Annotated in this window: 14 protein-coding genes and 1 pseudogene; 1 reads left to right on the top strand and 14 read right to left on the bottom strand. The window is 40.9% G+C overall.

What is annotated here, in order from left to right; translation table 11 throughout:
• Position 1: 1 nt before the first annotated feature.
• The 14 genes and pseudogenes from ACFX4H_RS16570 to ACFX4H_RS16635 all read right to left on the bottom strand — a co-directional run bounded on the left by ACFX4H_RS16570 (position 2) and on the right by ACFX4H_RS16635 (position 17144).
• Positions 2-532: an NAD(P)H-dependent oxidoreductase gene (locus ACFX4H_RS16570; RefSeq protein ID WP_057277798.1), complete on the bottom strand. Its 531-nt coding sequence runs from the start codon at positions 530-532 to the stop codon at positions 2-4.
• Between the two features lie 43 nt (positions 533-575).
• On the bottom strand, positions 576-1208 hold the full coding sequence (locus ACFX4H_RS16575; protein WP_283867719.1) for an HlyD family secretion protein: 633 nt from the start codon (positions 1206-1208) through the stop codon (positions 576-578).
• Entirely contained in the window at positions 1205-2845 is a 1641-nt protein-coding gene (locus tag ACFX4H_RS16580; protein WP_328137480.1) for an MFS transporter, read from the bottom strand. The genes ACFX4H_RS16575 and ACFX4H_RS16580 overlap by 4 nt, the downstream gene beginning before the upstream one ends.
• A 311-nt stretch (positions 2846-3156) precedes the next feature.
• Positions 3157-3582, bottom strand: coding sequence for a MarR family winged helix-turn-helix transcriptional regulator (locus tag ACFX4H_RS16585; protein ID WP_063591284.1), 426 nt, complete (start codon positions 3580-3582; stop codon positions 3157-3159).
• 562 nt (positions 3583-4144) lie between these two features.
• Complete coding sequence (locus tag ACFX4H_RS16590) at positions 4145-5842, bottom strand: sigma-54 interaction domain-containing protein (RefSeq protein WP_328137478.1); 1698 nt, start codon at positions 5840-5842, stop codon at positions 4145-4147.
• A 129-nt stretch (positions 5843-5971) separates the two neighbouring features.
• The gene (locus tag ACFX4H_RS16595) at positions 5972-6373 is read right to left on the bottom strand and encodes a MaoC/PaaZ C-terminal domain-containing protein (protein WP_063591285.1); all 402 of its coding nucleotides are present in this window, start codon (positions 6371-6373) and stop codon (positions 5972-5974) included.
• Complete coding sequence (locus tag ACFX4H_RS16600; RefSeq protein WP_241635830.1) at positions 6370-6822, bottom strand: MaoC family dehydratase N-terminal domain-containing protein; 453 nt, start codon at positions 6820-6822, stop codon at positions 6370-6372. The genes ACFX4H_RS16595 and ACFX4H_RS16600 overlap by 4 nt, the downstream gene beginning before the upstream one ends.
• Positions 6823-6840: 18 nt before the next feature.
• Positions 6841-7605: an SDR family oxidoreductase gene (locus tag ACFX4H_RS16605; protein ID WP_241635828.1), complete on the bottom strand. Its 765-nt coding sequence runs from the start codon at positions 7603-7605 to the stop codon at positions 6841-6843.
• A gap of 20 nt (positions 7606-7625) precedes the next feature.
• Positions 7626-8801, bottom strand: a complete 1176-nt coding sequence (locus tag ACFX4H_RS16610; RefSeq protein ID WP_034312384.1) for an acyl-CoA dehydrogenase family protein — start codon at positions 8799-8801, stop codon at positions 7626-7628.
• Between the two features lie 23 nt (positions 8802-8824).
• Positions 8825-9975 (bottom strand): annotated as a pseudogene (locus ACFX4H_RS16615) (acyl-CoA dehydrogenase family protein).
• A 45-nt stretch (positions 9976-10020) separates the two neighbouring features.
• On the bottom strand, positions 10021-11616 hold the full coding sequence (locus ACFX4H_RS16620; protein WP_377435883.1) for a long-chain-fatty-acid--CoA ligase: 1596 nt from the start codon (positions 11614-11616) through the stop codon (positions 10021-10023).
• Between the two features lie 315 nt (positions 11617-11931).
• Positions 11932-14376: a DNA topoisomerase IV subunit A gene (gene parC / locus ACFX4H_RS16625; protein ID WP_057277809.1), complete on the bottom strand. Its 2445-nt coding sequence runs from the start codon at positions 14374-14376 to the stop codon at positions 11932-11934.
• A complete protein-coding gene (gene parE, locus ACFX4H_RS16630; protein WP_048678600.1) occupies positions 14366-16351 on the bottom strand; it encodes a DNA topoisomerase IV subunit B in 1986 nt (661 codons plus the stop codon). Before parE ends, parC begins: the two co-directional genes overlap by 11 nt.
• A 382-nt stretch (positions 16352-16733) precedes the next feature.
• Positions 16734-17144: a CoA-binding protein gene (locus ACFX4H_RS16635; RefSeq protein ID WP_377435884.1), complete on the bottom strand. Its 411-nt coding sequence runs from the start codon at positions 17142-17144 to the stop codon at positions 16734-16736.
• 489 nt (positions 17145-17633) lie between these two features.
• Here ACFX4H_RS16635 and plsY point away from each other — a divergent pair, with 489 nt between their 5' ends.
• Positions 17634-18221, top strand: a complete 588-nt coding sequence (gene plsY, locus ACFX4H_RS16640) for a glycerol-3-phosphate 1-O-acyltransferase PlsY (RefSeq protein ID WP_048678604.1) — start codon at positions 17634-17636, stop codon at positions 18219-18221.
• Positions 18222-18331 lie beyond the last annotated feature (110 nt).

Below are 18331 nucleotides of genomic sequence, written 5' to 3' on the forward strand. Positions count from 1 at the left end.
CTTACTGTACATGTGTTAGAGTTTGTGTGACTTCCGCTACACGTTTTCCTAAAGCTCTTCCTAACTCTTGGGCTTGCTTAGGGAGCAAATCTGTACTATCAACAGGACAGGACACCCCTACCCCGTAATAAGATCCATATAAAGCATTTTCTGGAACATTACCAGGTAAGCCCACGATAATCATCCCTTGGTGAAGCATTGGTGTAATGAGGTTAAGCATCGTTGCTTCTAATCCTCCATGGACGGTAGCAGTCGTACAAAATACAGCACCAATTTTATTTATCAGCTTACCTTCTGCCCATAAGAACCCTAATTTATCAATCCAAGCTTTTAATCCAGAGCTAATCGTCCCGAAATGTCCAGGACATCCCCATACAATCGCATCCATTTCTGATAGCTTATATACATCTGCCTGATCCACATGATCTATATGCACTTCTGCACCATACACTTCTTGAGCCCCTTCCGCTATTGAATATGCCAGTGCCTTTGTATGTTCACCCTCACTATCATAGACTACATAGATTTTCATAAAATTCCCCACTCCTCTTGGTTGCATTGATGCGAACTTTCATCTACAACGAGATTTTAACTTTAGCATTCATACCAGGAAGTACTTTGGCAGATGGATTCATAATTGAGATTTTAACAGAAACTTTTTGAGTGACCTTTGTGAAATTGCCCGTATTCGACTCTGGTAAAGACGAAAATACAGATTTAGTAGCATAACCGATTTCTTCAACTTTTCCTTCGAAAGTTACATCGGTATCGCCATCTACGTTTATATCCACTGAATCGCCTTTTTCAATATCCTTTAAATCTGTTTCCTTGATGTTAGCTGTAATGTATAAATGGTTGAGGTCTGCAGCTTGGGCTAGCACTTGGCCACCTTGTACTAGCTGGTCATTTCCGGCTCCATTTTTAATAATCGTTCCCTCCATGGTAGACTTTATGGAAACGTCTTGACCTTCTTCTTCAATTATTCCTACTGCCTTTCCTTTTGTAACAGCTTTACCTTCTTTAATATCCCAATCTTTGAGCATACCAGAAGCTGGTGCTACAATTTGAACCATGTCTGCAGATACCTTCGCATCATCAGTTTTAACAAAGTTCTCATTTTGATAATAAAAGTATGCACCGCCTGCTAGCAAAGCAATTACAACAAGAACACCCAAAATATTGGCTATTATTAAACGACCTTTACTCATACGTATTTCCCCTTTTTATTCGTTTTTTCCAATGGTGCTGGAAGTAAAATGTGCTGCTCTTTCTGCACTAGCGACCTTCCTTTGCCCGTTACAGCCTTTCCGATGGAAGCTAACAACATGATTATGCCTAATACTAGGAGAATGGTAAATAAATCATGGTAAGCTCCTAGAAGCGCACCTTTTTGACTATTCGCAACCATTGAATAATAAGCCATGCTTTTTGCCTCTGTCAGTGTATGTCCATTATTGATATAATTGCGGACCAATCCGGCCATCTCTGAGTTAGTTTCGGGGTTCAATAGTGATATTTCCCCTCGAACATCTTCATAGTGAATCGCATGCATTCGATAAGCAAACCATCCTATTACTGGTCCAGCAATTGAACCAAATAAATTTCTCATAGAATGCAGGGATGACGACCTTAGTACTGCCTTGTGAATGTCACCTGCCAGTGCTGTTCCCAATGCCCCTGATAATAGCACCATGCTTACGCCTACGCCAATACAAGCCATTTGAACATTTATTGCCGTTAAAGAAACCTCGGTTCCCATTGATCTCCATTGAATGCTGATCATTATTATGATGATGGAACCTACCATTCCCAGCCTGCCTGCACCCCATTTGTCATATAGCAGAGTACAGACGATACCCGACGCCAAGAATCCAACAAAAAACCACAAATAAAAATAAGTAAGGTATATGAATGGGGGATCAAGAATGTTACGCAAAAAACCATTTGCTCCTGCAATCGCGACGATAAGAGCAATATGAGCAGTTAAAGCCATAATTGTTCCCGAAACTGTTTTTGCTGACCACAATGATCGGATTGGAATAAAGGAATCCACAGCATTAAAATCAACCGCTATGAACAATAGCGCCAATAGAAGAGCAATCACAAAAAATGGCCAAACTTGATTTGATGTAAAGCCGTGTTCTTGTAAGTTATACAGCGGGAAAATCAAGTCCATTATTAATAAAGTGAATAAGAAAATTCCTTTCATGTTATGTTTCGTCGTTCCTGAGTTTAACTCTGGCTTCGTTTTGGATAAGATTCTGAATCCGATTACAAGGCATATGAGGGATGAAAGAATATTTAACAAGAATATCCATCTCCACTCTGAAATACTTAAAGATAAGGATCCAACAAATGCACCTACCGCGCTGCAACCAAATAAACCACCTATCGCAAACAATATAAACAGATTCCGCACCTTGTTTGGGTAAGACCTTAAACTATGCGGTAGGATTGTCAGAAACAATACACCTGCCCCTAAACCTTGGAGTGATCTGCCAATGGTGAGCGGAATGATTCCCCAGCATAGAATATTGATGATCGTTCCACCAAGGAATATGAAAATGAAAGTAAGATAAATTTTTCTTGTTCCATATTTCATGGGAAGGATACGTCCAAATGGGAGACCTAGCGAAAAAGCCAAATTTGAGCAAATGGATGGAAGTAACATAACGTGTGTACTTAAGTTAAGTCCATTTTGAATAACCATTTGATTCAAGATGTAGGAAAGACTTGTAAAGTATTGAGGCCCAAATGAAAATAACGTTAATATAGACATGAGCACATATTCCGGCAAGAGGGGTTTCTTTATCTCGCCACTCACTACATTATTTTGTGAATTCATATAATTCCCCCTTTCTTTCTAAGCTAATTTTGAATGTCAAATTCCATTCCTTAATATTTTCAAAAGAAAAAAGTCTTCACCATCCATTCATATTAAGCAGATAAACATGCAACATACCCAAACTTGCTATTTGCAATTTGTATTATACAACATATATAAAATATAGCAATAAAAATATTACCCAAACAAACCCATAACACGGAAAAATGAAAAAGCCTAATTCAAATAAGAACATTTGAATTAGGCTTTTTCATGAAAAGGTACATTAAAATATGTATAAGCAATACTGTTTCTGCTTATCAAAATTCGGATTATCTTTGTTTCCAGTTCTTAATATCCTGATTCAAACGTGTTAAATTCCTCTGAAGAACGTTTAAATCTTCCTCTGACCAGTCTTTAAGAATATCGGATAATCTTTCTTGACGAGACTTCTGAGCATTATGTAATATTTCTTGCCCTTCTTTCGTCATGACAATTAAGCTGATTCGTCCGTTTTTCGGATCTGGATAACGGCGAATGAATTCCTTTGACTCCATAGCGGCAACCTGGCGACTTGCGGTAGACACATTCAGTCTCAATTGGTCTGACAATTCATTAATGCCTAGTGGCCCATGCTTATCCAATTCACTTAGCAATAAAAACTCGGATCGATCTAGGTTGCCTATTTGTCTACTAGGGGATGTTGTTAGACGTACAAGCAGGGCTATGTCATATTCAATTAACTTGAGTGAGTCCAAATTCTATATCTCCCTTCTAGTGATTTACTTGAAAAATAATTAGGCTGAACTGTGTAGCTGGTTCTTTATATATATTTTCCAATTAAAATGATCCACTACCCTTGTATGTGTATAAAAACAATATACATGATTTTCAATGGCTTACCAAGTTTTAAAGCTTTAATAAACCCATTTAAATCAATATATTGAATAGGATTTAATCAGATATCTTATTGATAAATTCCCCTGTTTGCCTCTGACATTCTGAAGGTTCGAGCGAAAATCAGCGTTGATAAATTAATTCTGTAACTTCTCATATTCTTCCTCCCCTGTATAAATCGGCTTTTCCTCTTATTCATCGGAACTTTAAATGAATTTGTTGATCGAGCAGACTGGTTTCCCAGTAAGACCGTCCTCTAGCCAAAGATGTTTACATCTGGTGAATCTAGGTTGGACACCGCTGCTCCATTCTATTTTATCTTATCGTCTTTGGTTCACATTCAATTTTTCGCCACTCGTATAATCAGTCAAAAAAACTGTACCTCCCATTTTTCTAACATTGGGAGGTACAGTTCAAACTCATCTATTCTTTTCCACTGACCTTTAATCGATATTTTTTAAGTTTCCTCACGATTGTTGCCTGACTGGATTCCAGGGCTTCTGCTATTTCATATGTAGTTTGGTAGGTTTGAGCCGCTTTCGTCAAAATTTCCTTTTCGGCTCTTTCCACCGCTTCTTTTAAAGTTAAGGTAGCATTGAGGTTCGGTTGATTCCGATTTTCCGGCTGATATTCTTCCGGAAGGTCGTTAATCGATAATATTCGATTATCCGTCAGCACGACGAGCCTTTCCACAATATTAATCAATTCACGGACATTTCCTGGCCAATCATGTTGATAAAAATATTCCTTCAACCGCGAATCTATTTCTTTTGAGAATTTATATTGTTCGTTTGCTTTTGTTAAAAACAAGTCAGTCAATGCCAAGATATCCTCTCTTCTTTCCCTTAGAGGAGGAATCGTAATCGGAATGACATTCAACCTATAAAAGAGGTCTTCACGAAAATCACCCGTTTTGACCATTTCCGAAAGATTTCGGTTCGTGGCTGCTATTATGCGAACATCGATTTTCTTTGGTTTTGTACCTCCGATTCTTTGAATCTCCCTTTCCTGAAGGGCCCGGAGCAGCTTCACCTGAAGTTGCAGGGGAAGCTCACCGACTTCATCAAGGAATAGGATACCACTCTCTGCAAGCTCAAACATCCCTGGTTTTCCTTTTTGATTGGCTCCGGTAAATGCCCCTCCTTCATATCCAAAGAGCTCGGATTCCAATAAATCAGCGGGAATTGCCCCGCAATTTATTTTGATGAAATCTCCTTTTTTAGACCGGATGCTCCGATTATAGATATTGCGGGCAAGGACATCCTTTCCAACACCCGTTTCTCCCAGTATGAGTACTGTCGCATCAATATCCGATATTCTTTCTGCTATCTCATAAATCATTTTCATTTTATCACTGACGAATACGACTCCATCTTTGCTCGTTATCTTCCGCAGTTTCTCAATTTCCTGCTTATATTGATTATTCAGTTCATTAGCTTTCGTCAACTCATGCATCAGTTCATTTAAATCAGATAAATCCCTTATATTCGTAACGACTTGCTCTATTTCCCCTTCTGCATTAAAAACGGGACTCCCTGTTATCAATGTTTCCTTTCCCGCAAAATTATCCTGTACGACTGATACCGTTCGTCTCAGCTTCACTACCTTATGAGTCACCGACGCATTCAGTATGCCGCGTTTAATCAATTGGTCCACAGATTTGCCGATATAGTACTCTTTTGGTATGCCTGTGATCCGTTCAATTGCCGAATTGGTATAAAGCGTGATTCCATCTTGATCGGTGATGTATATTCCATCATAGGAATTTTCGATTATTGCATCGAGTGCGCGATTTAATTTATCCGTCTCATGAGCATCAATCAATAAATCATCCAAAAATTCCGTTTCCCTGCCTATATAAAGAATATTGTCAGCATCCATTTGTTTCATTAATAAAAATAAATACCGTTTATCATGCAGCCTTGCAGCTGCAAGCCTTTTATTATCGAGAAATTGCCACTCATCGAAGTGTTCGGTTAATGTATTATTACCATCATGGCTTAACAATTGATTAAAATAGTTTCCCCAATCCTTAATCCGATTTGCAGAATCCACGACTAGTGCAGGAAAGGTCCACTCTTTGAGCAAATTAAGCTGAGAATCCTGTTTCACTTGATTCATTACTATTCACCGCCGCAAAAAGAATTCTTTTTAAGTACAATTCTGGATAATTTTCGAAACTCCTTTAAAATTGTCGAATTTCGCTCCTAAAAAAAGTAGTGATGAAATAATTTTCATCACTACTTTACCTCAGTAAGTCTTAAAAATAACCTCTCCACTGATCGCTTCCTTACCTGACTGGTTAGTGGCCGCTACGTTGAAAAAATATCTATTCCCATTTTTTTCTTTTAGATCCGCTTGAAGAGTTATGACATCATTCAAGAAAACCATGCCCTTGAAACGAATCCTGTATTCTTCGATAAATCCAATTTCATAAAGATTACTGAATAGCTTTGCGAGGTTTCCCATCGTCCACATCCCATGAGCGATGATACCTGGAAGACCAGCATTTTTTGCTTCCTCATCAATGGTATGAATGGGATTGAAATCACCTGATGCGCCGGCATATTTAATGAGGTCCAGTCGCGTTACAGGTGCAAGCTCGATGGAATGTAACGAGTCACCAATATGAAGTTCGGTTAATGTCGTCACTTACTCATCACCATCCTTCTGATCGTTTCATTTAAAATGACAAGCTGTTCAGCAGTGAAGACAATTTCCCCATTTGCATCCTTCCCATAATTTATAAAGGCTAGAAATCCCATTTCCCCTTGTTTCCCTTTTTTTTCATAATAGTCTTTCACTTCCGTATAACAGGTGATTTCTTCCCCTACCTTAAGCGGCCTGTTATAGCGATAAACCTGCTCACCATGAATCAAGCCTTTATTCGGGAGATTTAAGCTTTCAATCATCCCAAAATCAAAGACCCTTGGGAAAGTTGGTGGAGCGATATTCGTACCGTACCTTGATTGCCTGCCTGTTTCTTCATCAATGAAAATCGGGTGGGGATCACCAATCGATAATGCGAATTTTTTAACGGCTCCCCGTTCAACTATATTTTTAACGGGGTTGGATCGTTTTCCAATACTTTCGTTGAACATAACATCCCGCCTTTTCCCTTAATTTTTCGGACCGCCCGCAACATATAAAACCTGCCCGCTAATGAATGAGGATGCCTCATCGGCAAAGAATGCAACAGCATGAGCAATATCACTTGGCAAACCGCTTCTGGCAACTGGAATACTGTTTGCCCTATCCTGGATGAATTGTTCAAAACTCACTCCCACCCGCCTAGCTGTTTCTTTCGTCATTTCGGTTTCGATAAAGCCTGGTGCGACCGAATTAGCCGTTATCCCATATTTGCCAAGTTCAATCGCCAGTGTTTTTGTTAACCCCTGAAGCCCAGCTTTTGCGGCTGAATAATTAGCCTGCCCGCGGTTCCCAAGGGCCGAAGTGGATGATATATTGATGATTCTTCCGTACTTATTTGCAACCATATGCTTCTGGGCGGCACGTACTGCATTGAAAGTACCTTTTAAATGCACATCCATTACCGTCTGCCAATCAGAATCGGTCATTTTAAAAAGTAAATTATCCCGGATGACCCCAGCATTATTCACGAGAATATCAAGGGATCCGAATGTGTCGGCTATTTCTTTTATCGATGCTTCCACCTCTTCTGGATTGACCACGTTGGCCACTTTGGAAAAAATGGTATAACCCTTGTCCCTTAATTCATTTCCTGTTGCTGTCAAAACCTCTTCGTTGATATCGATAATCGCCACGTTTGCGCCTTCACTGGCAAATAGTTCGACGATCGCCCGGCCAATCCCCCTGCTTCCACCTGTAACTAAAGCCGTTTTCCCTGAAAATCTCCCTGACATAATCGTTTCCTCCTAATCTATTATAAGAATTGTCCTAATTTAACATGACCCTTAATCAAATTTCGGGAAATGATCATACGCTGTATTTCATCCGTACCATCATAAATCCTCCAAAGCCTTGCCTCGCGGTACCAGCGTTCGATGGGAAGCTCCTTCGTATATCCCATGCCACCATGTATCTGCAATACACGATCCACGACACGATTCCCCATATTGGCTCCATAGAGTTTAGCCATTGAAGCTAAATGGCGGTTGTCTTCTCCATTATCAAGTGTAAAAGCCGCATTCAATACAAGCCATCTAGCAGCTTCAATTTCTACGGCCGAATCAGCTATCTGCCATTGAATGGCCTGGCGCTCAGCGATCGGTTTACCGAAAGTTACTCGTTCTTTAGCGTATTCTATTGCCATTTGCAGCAATCTTTCTGCAGAACCGACAGCACGTGCGCCCACGATCCATCTTGCAAACCCAATCCATTCCAAGCCTAGTTTATAACCGCCATGCACTTCCCCCAAGATGTTTTCTTCGGGTACCCTGACATTATCAAAAACTAAACCGGCCGGTCCCCATTCTCCCATCGTATTGATATATTCTGATCTCCAGCCCATATCACGGTCTACAATGAAACAGGTTACCCCTTCCGTCCCGGTTGCTTGATGACGTTCTTTGTCAGTTACGGCAATGACCATGACGAAATCGGCATCATTTCCTCCAGTAATGAATGTTTTTTCTCCGTTAAGCACCCATTCATTTCCTTCTTTTACTGCCGTCATTTTAATATTTCGCGTATCGGACCCTGCCCCCGGCTCCGTCATGGCAAAACAGGACTTTTTCTCACCATTAATAGTAGGGATCAGATATTTCTGTTTCTGTTCTTCATTTGCATAATAAAGGATGTTATCAGCCGAACCTCCAAAGCTGAATGGTACAAACGTTTTTGACACTTCCATCAAGACAATTGCCATCATGAGCTGACCTAGGTCTGCCCCGCCATATTCCTCCGGGGTATTGATGCCCCAAAACCCGGCTTTTTTTGCTTTTTCCTGTAAATCTTTCAATGTCCCCTCTGGTAAACTAGGTTTCCCTGCCATTTCATTGCGAAGCACTTCATTTTCCAATGGAATCAATTCATTTTCCACGAACTTGCGTATTGTTTTTTGCACCATTTTTTGTTCATCAGATAGTCGTAAATCCATATTAACCCCTCCGCTTTCCAAGACTAGTTTTGATATTTTCTCTTTAATTGCCCGGTAATGATATTTTTTTGGATTTCGGACGTGCCTTCATATATTCTGGTGATTCGGGCATCCCGATAGAAACGTTCAACTGGATAATCCTTCATGTATCCCATCCCGCCATGAATCTGTACGGCCTTATCAGCGACACGATTATATACTTCCGAACCATACAACTTAAGCATGGCCGCTTCTTTAATGATTTTTTCTTTCTGATCGACCATCCATGCGACCCTGTATGTGAATGAGCGAAGTGCTTCTATTTCCATTGCCATCTCGGCAATCATATGGGACACGGCTTGATGATCAATGATCGGGACATTGAATTGTTCACGTTCTGTGGCATATTTGGTAGAAAGATCGAGCAGGTATTGACAGGACCCCAAATTACGGGCAGCAAGGCCTGCCCGGCCATTTGCAAGGATTTTCAAGGCATTTACATACCTTGTCCGACGTCCCCCAGTACATTTTCAGCAGGAACCTCGCAATCTTCAAAAAACAATTCGGCCGAATGTGAGCCTCGAAGACCCATCTTCCTTTCCAGGCTACCAACTCTAAAACCCGGAAAATCCTTTTCTACTATGAATGAGGTGATCCCTTTGGCCCCTTTATCTTTGTCCGTAACGGCCATAACTGTAAAAATATCTGCTACATCTGCATTCGTTATATAATGCTTGGTACCATTTAAAATATATTTATCGCCATTTTTGACTGCCGTCATTTTGAGATTCGTAGCATGGGACCCCGCTGCAGGCTCAGTTAAAGCAAAAGCGCCAATTCTATTACCGCTTGCCATATCTGGTAGGTATTTTTCCTTTTGCATTTCATTGCCCATTTCGACTATCCCTACCGTCCCTATACCGGTGTGGGCACCAATCAGAGTGGTATATCCATTATGTGTTTTGCCGATTTCCTCATATAAAGCACATTTTCCCACCATCCCGATTCCGAGTCCGCCATACCTTTCCGGGATACTAAGTCCGAATAGCCCGATTTCCTTCGATAAATTTATGATGGATTCCGGGATATGATCTTCATCCTCTATCTGCATGGAAAATGGATCAATTTGTTCTTCGATAAACTGGCGTATATTTTCTTTAAGTAGCAGGATGTCTTCATCTAAGCGAAAGTCCATTTGCATTCCCCTTTATCTGCGAATTGATTGTTAACGCTTTCATATCTAGTTAGAATGAGCGATATGTTTTTCTTGAAGCTTGCGTTTTAAAATTTTACCTACCGCCGTCTTCGGAAGTTCACTTTCAAATGTGATTGCTTTTGGGACCTTGAAGGCAGCGAGCTGCTTTCGGCAATAATCCTTCAATTCGTTTTCAGTTATTCTTTCACTTGGTTTTAGAACTACCGCTGCATGTACCGTTTCACCGCGATATTGATCGGGAACGCCAAAGACGGCAGCTTCCAGAACCTTAGGGTGGCTGTATAGTATATCTTCAATTTCAATTGGATAAATATTGAATCCGCCTGCGATGATCATCTCTTTCTTCCGTCCCACAATGTAAAAGAAGCCATCTTCATCCATCTTGGCCATATCACCGGTATGCAGCCATCCGTTTTGAATCGTCTTCTTCGTCTCTTCAGGCATGCCCCAATAACCTTTCATTACCTGTGGACCCTTTATGACCAATTCACCTGGTGTATCAACCAAGAGGGCTGGCTCTCCTGTAATGCTGTCAATTATGGCGGCATCCGTATTTTGTATCGGAATCCCGATACTTCCTGGTTTTTGCAGGCCGCTGACTGGATTCCGGTGCGTGACTGGTGACGCCTCGGACAGTCCATAGCCCTCAGCAATCTTTGTTCCACTAAGTTCGCTGAACCTTGACAATACATGCAATGGCAATGGTGACGAACCCGAAACGCAAGATGTCAATGTATCCAAATCAAATGGATGGGACTGGTAATATTGTAATAAAGCAATATACATCGTCGGTACCCCTGGAAAAATAGTCGGTTTAAGATTAGTGATAATATCGACGATCTCCGTTACCTCAAATCGGGATACAAGAATTAATTCCCCGCCATTATAAAACGTCAGGTTCATCCCTGAAGTCATGCCGTAAACATGAAATAATGGGGAAACGCCCAGCACCCTTTCCTTCCCCTTTTGAGTATTGATTCTTGAAGTTGCTGCACTTTGCAGCGTATTGGCTACGATATTACGATGGGTTAGCATCGCGCCTTTAGAACGCCCTGTCGTTCCTCCAGTATATTGGAGGACGGCGACATCTCTAGCAGGTTCGATCTCCACAGTGAAATCCGCCTCTGTTACAGATAGCAGTTTTATTGTCATTTCACATTTGCCCTTTTCCAGAGACACGCTCAACACCTTTTCAACATCGGTTTCAGCTATGACGGCTTCAACTATGGGCAATAAATCGTCGAGTACAATGATGTGCCTTGCACCTGAATCTTTCAGGACATGCATTAATTCGTTCGCCTTATACATTGGATTGATTTGGACAACAATGGCTCCATTCAAAAGAGTTCCAAAAAAACCAATTGGATATTGGGGACAATTAGGAAGCATGATAGCCACACGATCTCCCTTTCCAATCCCTTCATCAGCAAGCAAGCGGGCACATTTTTTCACTAACTTCCCCAACTCTGAATATGTATACCTTTTCTCCATGAACGTTATCGCTGTATTATCCGAATACTGTTCGACTGATTGAAAAAATAGTTCTGTCAATGAAATTTCAGGAATATCAATCTCTATTGGATTTCCGGACGGGATATGCTTTATCCAAGGTCTATCCATTGGTCCTCCCCTTTCTTCATTCAAAAATAAAGAAGTCATACTAACAATATGCAAGGAGTGTGCCAAAAATAAATCGTTTTGATACGTTGATTCAGTTAATGCTAAAATTCAAAATTGAATTATTTGCTGCGTTCTTAATAATTTTAGGTTCATAATACTAGGATTTAAATTTGACTCAATAAGTCATTTTTGAATTAAGAAATTGCTTTCGTATAAAGACCCAACTGTAGTGCTGGCCTGTGGATATACTGATCATTTTCAGGAAAATAAAACGGGATGCTGATCAAGGTCAGCATCCCGTTCAAAAAAAATGATTCACTGCTCCATGGCGGTGTCATCTTCCAATGATATTTTCCATAATTCTTTCGCTTTTCCACTAACCGTTTCATCAAAAACAAATGATCCATTCGTATATCGATCATGATTTTTTAATGAAGCGGCATGAATCGTTTCAATGGTTCCCTTTTCGGAAAGAATGAATAGACTGTCGGTTTTGTTAATGATATCGAAACCAATGACCCTATGAGGATTCGATTTCAATTCCCTCAAGACCACGACACCGCGTTTTGCCCGGCTCGTTTTTTCAAACTCGGTTAATTTCATTTTCTTTATGGCCCCGCGCTGTGTAACGATAAAGATCGATTCTTTACTATCCTTGGCCAAAACCTTTCCGCCAATGACATAGTCATTTTCTTTCAAGTTAATCCCTTTGACTCCTGCTGCCCGGACACCGACAACACTTACTTCTTCTTCATCAAACCATAAACCATAGCCATTATGAGTGACTAGGAAAAGGTCAGCCTGTCCATTCGTATGATGGACATCGACCAGTTCATCATCACCTTTTAAATTGACACCAACCAGCGGTTTTGAATGACGCTGAGCTTTATAGGAAGCTAATTCTGTCTTTTTCACCATACCATTTTTCGTGATGAAAACTAAGAATTCCGGCATGGTAAAATCTTTGATTGGAATCGCTTTTATGATTTGCTCTTCCCTGTCGATTGGAATGATGTTCGCGATATGCTGACCGGTTTCCTTCCAGCGAATATCAGGCAGCTGATGAACTGGACAATAGAGGTAGTTCCCTTTGGATGTGAACAGCAACAGGACATCTGTTGTATTCATCTCCAGCCTCTGGAGCAGGCGATCGGAATCCTTCATGCCAAAATCAAGCCCTCCTGACGCTGCATAAGATCGTAACGATGTCCGTTTGACATAGCCTTCTTTCGTCACGGTAACCATTACGTCTTCACTCGCAATCAAGACTTCAAGATTTATTTTGATTTCTTCAATTTCTTTTTCGATTTTGGAACGCCGTCCGTCATCAAAGCCCTTTTTAATGAATCGAAGCTCTTTTTTAATTACTTGAAGAAGAACCTTTTCACTGCCAAGAATCTTTGTCAATTCTTCAATTTTGTCCTTCAATTCCGCTGCCTCTGCTTCAAGCGCTGTAATATCCGTATTTGTCAGCCTATATAACTGCAAGGAGACAATGGCTTCAGCTTGCGCTTCTGTAAAAGCAAATTTAGCTATGAGGTTATCTTTAGCGTTCCGTTTGTCTTTAGATGCCCGGATGACAGCGATGACTTCATCTAATATGGATAAAGCTTTCACTAATCCATCGACGATATGTGCCCTGTCATGTGCCTTTTGCAGCTCATAACGTGAACGGTTCACGATTACCTCTTTACGGTGTTCTATATAAGCATCGAGCATTTTAGGCAGGCTCATCAATGTTGGCCGCTTTTTATAAATAGCAACCATATTGAAATTGTAGGCAATTTGGAGATCGGAATTTTTATATAAATAATGCAGGACTCCATTTGCATCTGCTTCTTTTTTCAGTTCGATGACAATGCGCAGTCCTGTACGATCGGTCTCATCCCTTACTTCGGCGATACCTTCCACTTTCCGGTCTAGACGGAATTCATCCATTTTCTTGACAAGGTTTGCTTTATTGACTTCATATGGGATTTCAGTGATGACGATTTGCTGTTTGCCGCCCCGAATCGTTTCCACTTCCGCCAACCCGCGAATGATTATTTTCCCTTTACCTGTTTCATAGGCCTTACGAATGCCCTCAATTCCTTGAATGATACCGCCAGTAGGAAAATCCGGCCCCTTAATGACAGTCATTAAATCAGCGACTGTCGCTTCCGGCTTATCGATTCGCATAATGGCAGCATCAATGACTTCACCTAGTTGATGTGGCGGGATTTCAGTGGCATAGCCGGCTGAAATTCCCGTAGAGCCGTTTACAAGCAGGTTAGGGAACATTGCCGGCAATACAATGGGCTCTTCTGAAGTATCATCAAAGTTCGGTACAAAATCGACCGTCCTTTTTTCAATATCCCTAAGCATTTCGGAGGCAATCGATGAAAGCCTCGCTTCCGTATACCGCATCGCAGCAGGCGGATCACCATCAATGCTACCGTTGTTTCCGTGCATTTGGACCATGACCTTCCGCAGCTTCCAGTCTTGGCTCATCCGAACCATTGCCTCATAAACGGATGAATCTCCGTGAGGGTGATAGTTACCGATTACATTACCGACCGTTTTTGCGGATTTCCTGAATCCTTTTTCCTGAGTATTTCCTTCGACATGCATCGCATACAATATCCTGCGCTGCACCGGTTTTAAGCCGTCCCTTGCATCAGGAAGTGCCCGATCTTGGATAATATATTTACTATAACGGCCGAAGCGGTCACCAATTACCTCTTCAAGCGGCAAATCTCGAAACGTTTCTTCAAATACCATCGTTAATGACCTCCTCTTCAATCGACATATTTTCATTATCTAAAATATTCGATTCCTCTTCGAGACCAAAAGCGACATTGGCTTCAATCCACTTACGACGCGGTTCAACCTTATCTCCCATCAAAGTTGTCACACGTCTTTCTGCACGTGCTCCATCATCGATCTTCACACGTATCAATGTCCTTGTTTCCGGGTTCATGGTGGTATCCCATAATTGATCGGCATTCATCTCACCCAGCCCTTTATAGCGCTGAATCATATAGCCTTTCCCCACCTTGTCTATCGCTCCCTGGAGCTCCTCATCGCTCCAAGCATATTCAATGACTTCTTTCTTCCCTGTCCCTTTGCTCACTTTATATAAAGGGGGTAAGGCAATGTACACCTTTCCTGACTCTATTAACGGTTTCATATATCGGTAAAAGAAAGTCAGCAGCAGCACTTGGATATGGGCCCCATCCGTATCGGCATCAGTCATGATGATCACTTTATCATAGTTAGTGTCCGGCGTATTGAACTCAGCCCCGACACCTCCGCCGATGGCATGGATGATCGTATTTATTTCCTCGTTTTTAAAAATATCCGCCAGTTTTGCCTTTTCCGTATTGATAACTTTACCCCGCAAAGGTAGAACTGCTTGGAAACGGCGATCCCGCCCTTGTTTAGCGGATCCCCCAGCAGAGTCACCTTCTACAAGATACAATTCATTTCGTTCGGGATTTTTCGATTGGGCCGGTGTTAATTTCCCGGAAAGGATGGCATCGGATTTTTTCCGTTTCTTCCCGCTTCTTGCGTCTTCACGGGCTTTGCGTGCCGCTTCCCTTGCCTGGAACGCTTTAATCGCTTTTTTAACCAATAGGGTACTTGTGGTCGGATCTTCTTCAAAAAAGTAGGCTAGATGCTCTGATACGATGGAATCGACTGCAGAACGGGCTTCGCTGGTTCCAAGTTTGCTTTTGGTTTGTCCTTCGAATTGAAGAAGTTCTTCAGGGATGCGCACTGAAATGATTGAAGACAAGCCTTCACGTATATCGGTACCTTCGAGGTTTTTATCTTTTTCCTTTAATAGCCCCATTTTCCTGGCATAATCATTGAATGCCCGTGTCATGGCCGTTTTTGCACCAATCTCATGGGTGCCTCCGTCTTTTGTACGAACGTTATTCACGAAGCTTAGAATATTTTCTGAATAACCATCGTTGAATTGAAAGGCAAGTTCGACTTCGATCCCATTTTGTTCCCCTTCTAAGCTGACTACACTATGGAGTGTCTCTTTCTCTTCATTTAAATAATCGACAAACGCTTCAATTCCATTTTCATAGTGAAAAATTTCATTATGGTCGTTACGCTCATCCGTCAATTCTATCTTCATGCCTTTTAAAAGAAAAGCTGATTCGCGAAGGCGCTCACAAAGGATCTCATAATTAAAAGTCGTCACCGAAAATATTTTAGGATCGGGCTTGAAGTGGATTTTGGTCCCAGCTTGATTTGTTTTGCCGATTTTCTCCAGTGTGGTTTCTGGCTTTCCGCCATTGAAAAAACGTTGTTCGTATATGAACCCGTCCCTCTTGATTGTCACGACAAGCCATTCAGACAACGCGTTAACGACCGAAGCACCGACTCCATGAAGGCCTCCACTCGTTTTATATCCGCCTTGTCCAAATTTACCTCCAGCATGAAGAATCGTTAAAATGACCTCAGGCGTCGGTTTACCTAATTTATGCATGCCAATAGGCATTCCACGCCCTTTATCGGACACACTTACACTGTTATCTTTATGTATTTTCACACTAATTTGGTCTCCATATCCAGCTAAAGCCTCATCTACGGAGTTATCTACAATCTCGTACACTAAATGATGAAGTCCGCGTGCATCAGTACTGCCGATATACATACCGGGACGTTTTCTGACCGCTTCGAGTCCTTCCAGTACCTGAATTGCATCATCATTGTACTCGATTGTTTTTACTTTCTTTGCCACAGAAATTCCCCTTTCCTTACTAAACACAATTTCCGGGCCAAATCATACTGCAATGAAATGACTCACTAGCTTAACAAATCCATTAATACGTTATTATCATTATAACAAGTATAATACTTTCACGAACAAAGAACAAGTGTTCTATTTTTTTGTCCTTTTTATTAGCGTTAGCACATTTGTATGGAACAAAACGTATCATAGCTACCATTCTAATTGTAGCGGTAAATTTTCATTTGGCAAATATACTTTTATTATTTTAATCAAATTAAGCTTTAATGGCTTAATTTTGCCCGACCGCTCAATGCCCGCTATGGCTGCCTTTTAGTTTTTCTCCAGAAATAAAGCGATACCTAAAAAAAGAGCGGAAGTTCCGCTCTTCATTTTACTTAGTAAGGGCGTGTTCGACTTTTATACATCGATTCATGATGACAGTATGTCCTTTTTCTTTCAAAAAATTATAGGCTTCTTCATTTTCCACTCCTAGCTGCGCCCAAAAGATATCTGCATCGATTTCTGCAAATTCCTTGGCTATCTCCGGAAGGAACTCTGAACGGCGGAAAACATTGACGATTTCGATGTGCCCTTCAATATCTTTCAGTGCCTTAACTGCCTTTACACCCAGCACTTCGGATACAGAAGGGTTTACAGGAATGATTTCATATCCGCTATCCTGCATGGCCTTCGATACCATATAAGAAGTGCGCTCAGGGTTATCAGATAAACCAACGACAGCGATGCGCTTCGATTTTTTCAACATCTTTCCCATTTCTTCCCTGCTTGGATTTTCTATCATTCTTTTCAATCCCCTTTATAATAAAATGTAATATTTGATTAAAGAGTATTCCTAACAAAGGTATTTTACAGAGAAAAGCTGTTTATTACCATTATTAAGAAAAATCATTATACAAGAAAGAATAAGTTTCGAAAAGGCATGACTCACTTAACTTTCTTATGTTCATACAGACTACCACGTATTGTAACAATTTATACAAGGAGGCATCGTTCATTTTATATTTACGAAAATAAGGAAGTCTAAACCTTTTACCGTTCATGAACTTAACGTATATCAAAAGATGTAGGTCCATCAAGGAAAATTCATTTTTTTAGTGGATTTTTTTTGGACAGCCGTACCATTTTGTCACGAAAATGTTACAATAAGAGAAGCTTAACAGGTATTTCAGGCTGTTTTTAGCTATTTCTACACGTTTATTTTTGAAAAAGGGAACAATCTTCCTTAAACGTGATAAAAAAAGAAGATTTTTCTTAAAGAAAGGGTAATAGAATGCTTACATTTATCACTATACTGGCTGCCTACCTGATCGGTTCGATTCCGTCCGGTTTAATAATCGGTAAAACATTTTACAAAATCGACATCCGGGAGCATGGCAGTAAAAATCTAGGCGGGACAAATACCTTCAGGACACTTGGTTTCAAGGCAGGACTAACCGTTACTACCATGGATATTCTTAAGGGTACCCTAGCAACTCTTCTGCCGGTTCTGCTTGGCCTGGGAATGAATCCATTGCTAGCCGGAGTATTTGCGGTCATCGGTCATATGTTTCCCATTTTCGCAAACTTTCGGGGCGGTAAAGCTGTTGCAACTTCTGCTGGAGTCATTCTTGCATATGAACCATTGTTTTTCGTTTTTGCCGTTTTCATATTCTTCATATCCTTATATATATCCAAATATGTCTCGCTTTCTTCCATGATTGCTTGTCTACTTGCTCTCATCTACAGTTTAGTGTTTCATACTGGTGATTTGCCGCTCATTATTGTAATCGGTATAATAACGATCTTCATTTTTTACCGGCATCGTGCAAACATCAAGCGGATTATCGATAAAACTGAACCTAAAGTAAAATGGTTATAAGAACATGTGCATTACCATGTGAAGATAGGCCCGTACATGGGCCTATTTTACTTTCTACAATTCATTTGCCGTGTTATTCAGGATACTGGCATGCCTCGAAACCTTTTCAG

Origin of the sequence: Peribacillus sp. YIM B13477 (genome assembly GCF_042787955.1) — a bacterium.
Taxonomy (GTDB): domain Bacteria; phylum Bacillota; class Bacilli; order Bacillales; family DSM-1321; genus Peribacillus; species Peribacillus frigoritolerans.

What these genes read in the sequence shown, in the direction of transcription:
- ACFX4H_RS16570 (WP_057277798.1), bottom strand. Translation starts at nt 532, where the DNA reads ATGAAAATCTATGTAGTCTATGATAGTGAGGGTGAACATACAAAGGCA.
- ACFX4H_RS16575 (WP_283867719.1), bottom strand. Translation starts at nt 1,208, where the DNA reads ATGAGTAAAGGTCGTTTAATAATAGCCAATATTTTGGGTGTTCTTGTT.
- ACFX4H_RS16580 (WP_328137480.1), bottom strand. Translation starts at nt 2,845, where the DNA reads ATGAATTCACAAAATAATGTAGTGAGTGGCGAGATAAAGAAACCCCTC.
- ACFX4H_RS16590 (WP_328137478.1), bottom strand. Translation starts at nt 5,842, where the DNA reads ATGAATCAAGTGAAACAGGATTCTCAGCTTAATTTGCTCAAAGAGTGG.
- ACFX4H_RS16600 (WP_241635830.1), bottom strand. Translation starts at nt 6,822, where the DNA reads ATGTTCAACGAAAGTATTGGAAAACGATCCAACCCCGTTAAAAATATA.
- ACFX4H_RS16605 (WP_241635828.1), bottom strand. Translation starts at nt 7,605, where the DNA reads ATGTCAGGGAGATTTTCAGGGAAAACGGCTTTAGTTACAGGTGGAAGC.
- ACFX4H_RS16610 (WP_034312384.1), bottom strand. Translation starts at nt 8,801, where the DNA reads ATGGATTTACGACTATCTGATGAACAAAAAATGGTGCAAAAAACAATA.
- ACFX4H_RS16620 (WP_377435883.1), bottom strand. Translation starts at nt 11,616, where the DNA reads ATGGATAGACCTTGGATAAAGCATATCCCGTCCGGAAATCCAATAGAG.
- parC (WP_057277809.1), bottom strand. Translation starts at nt 14,376, where the DNA reads ATGGTATTTGAAGAAACGTTTCGAGATTTGCCGCTTGAAGAGGTAATT.
- ACFX4H_RS16635 (WP_377435884.1), bottom strand. Translation starts at nt 17,144, where the DNA reads ATGATAGAAAATCCAAGCAGGGAAGAAATGGGAAAGATGTTGAAAAAA.
- plsY (WP_048678604.1), top strand. Translation starts at nt 17,634, where the DNA reads ATGCTTACATTTATCACTATACTGGCTGCCTACCTGATCGGTTCGATT.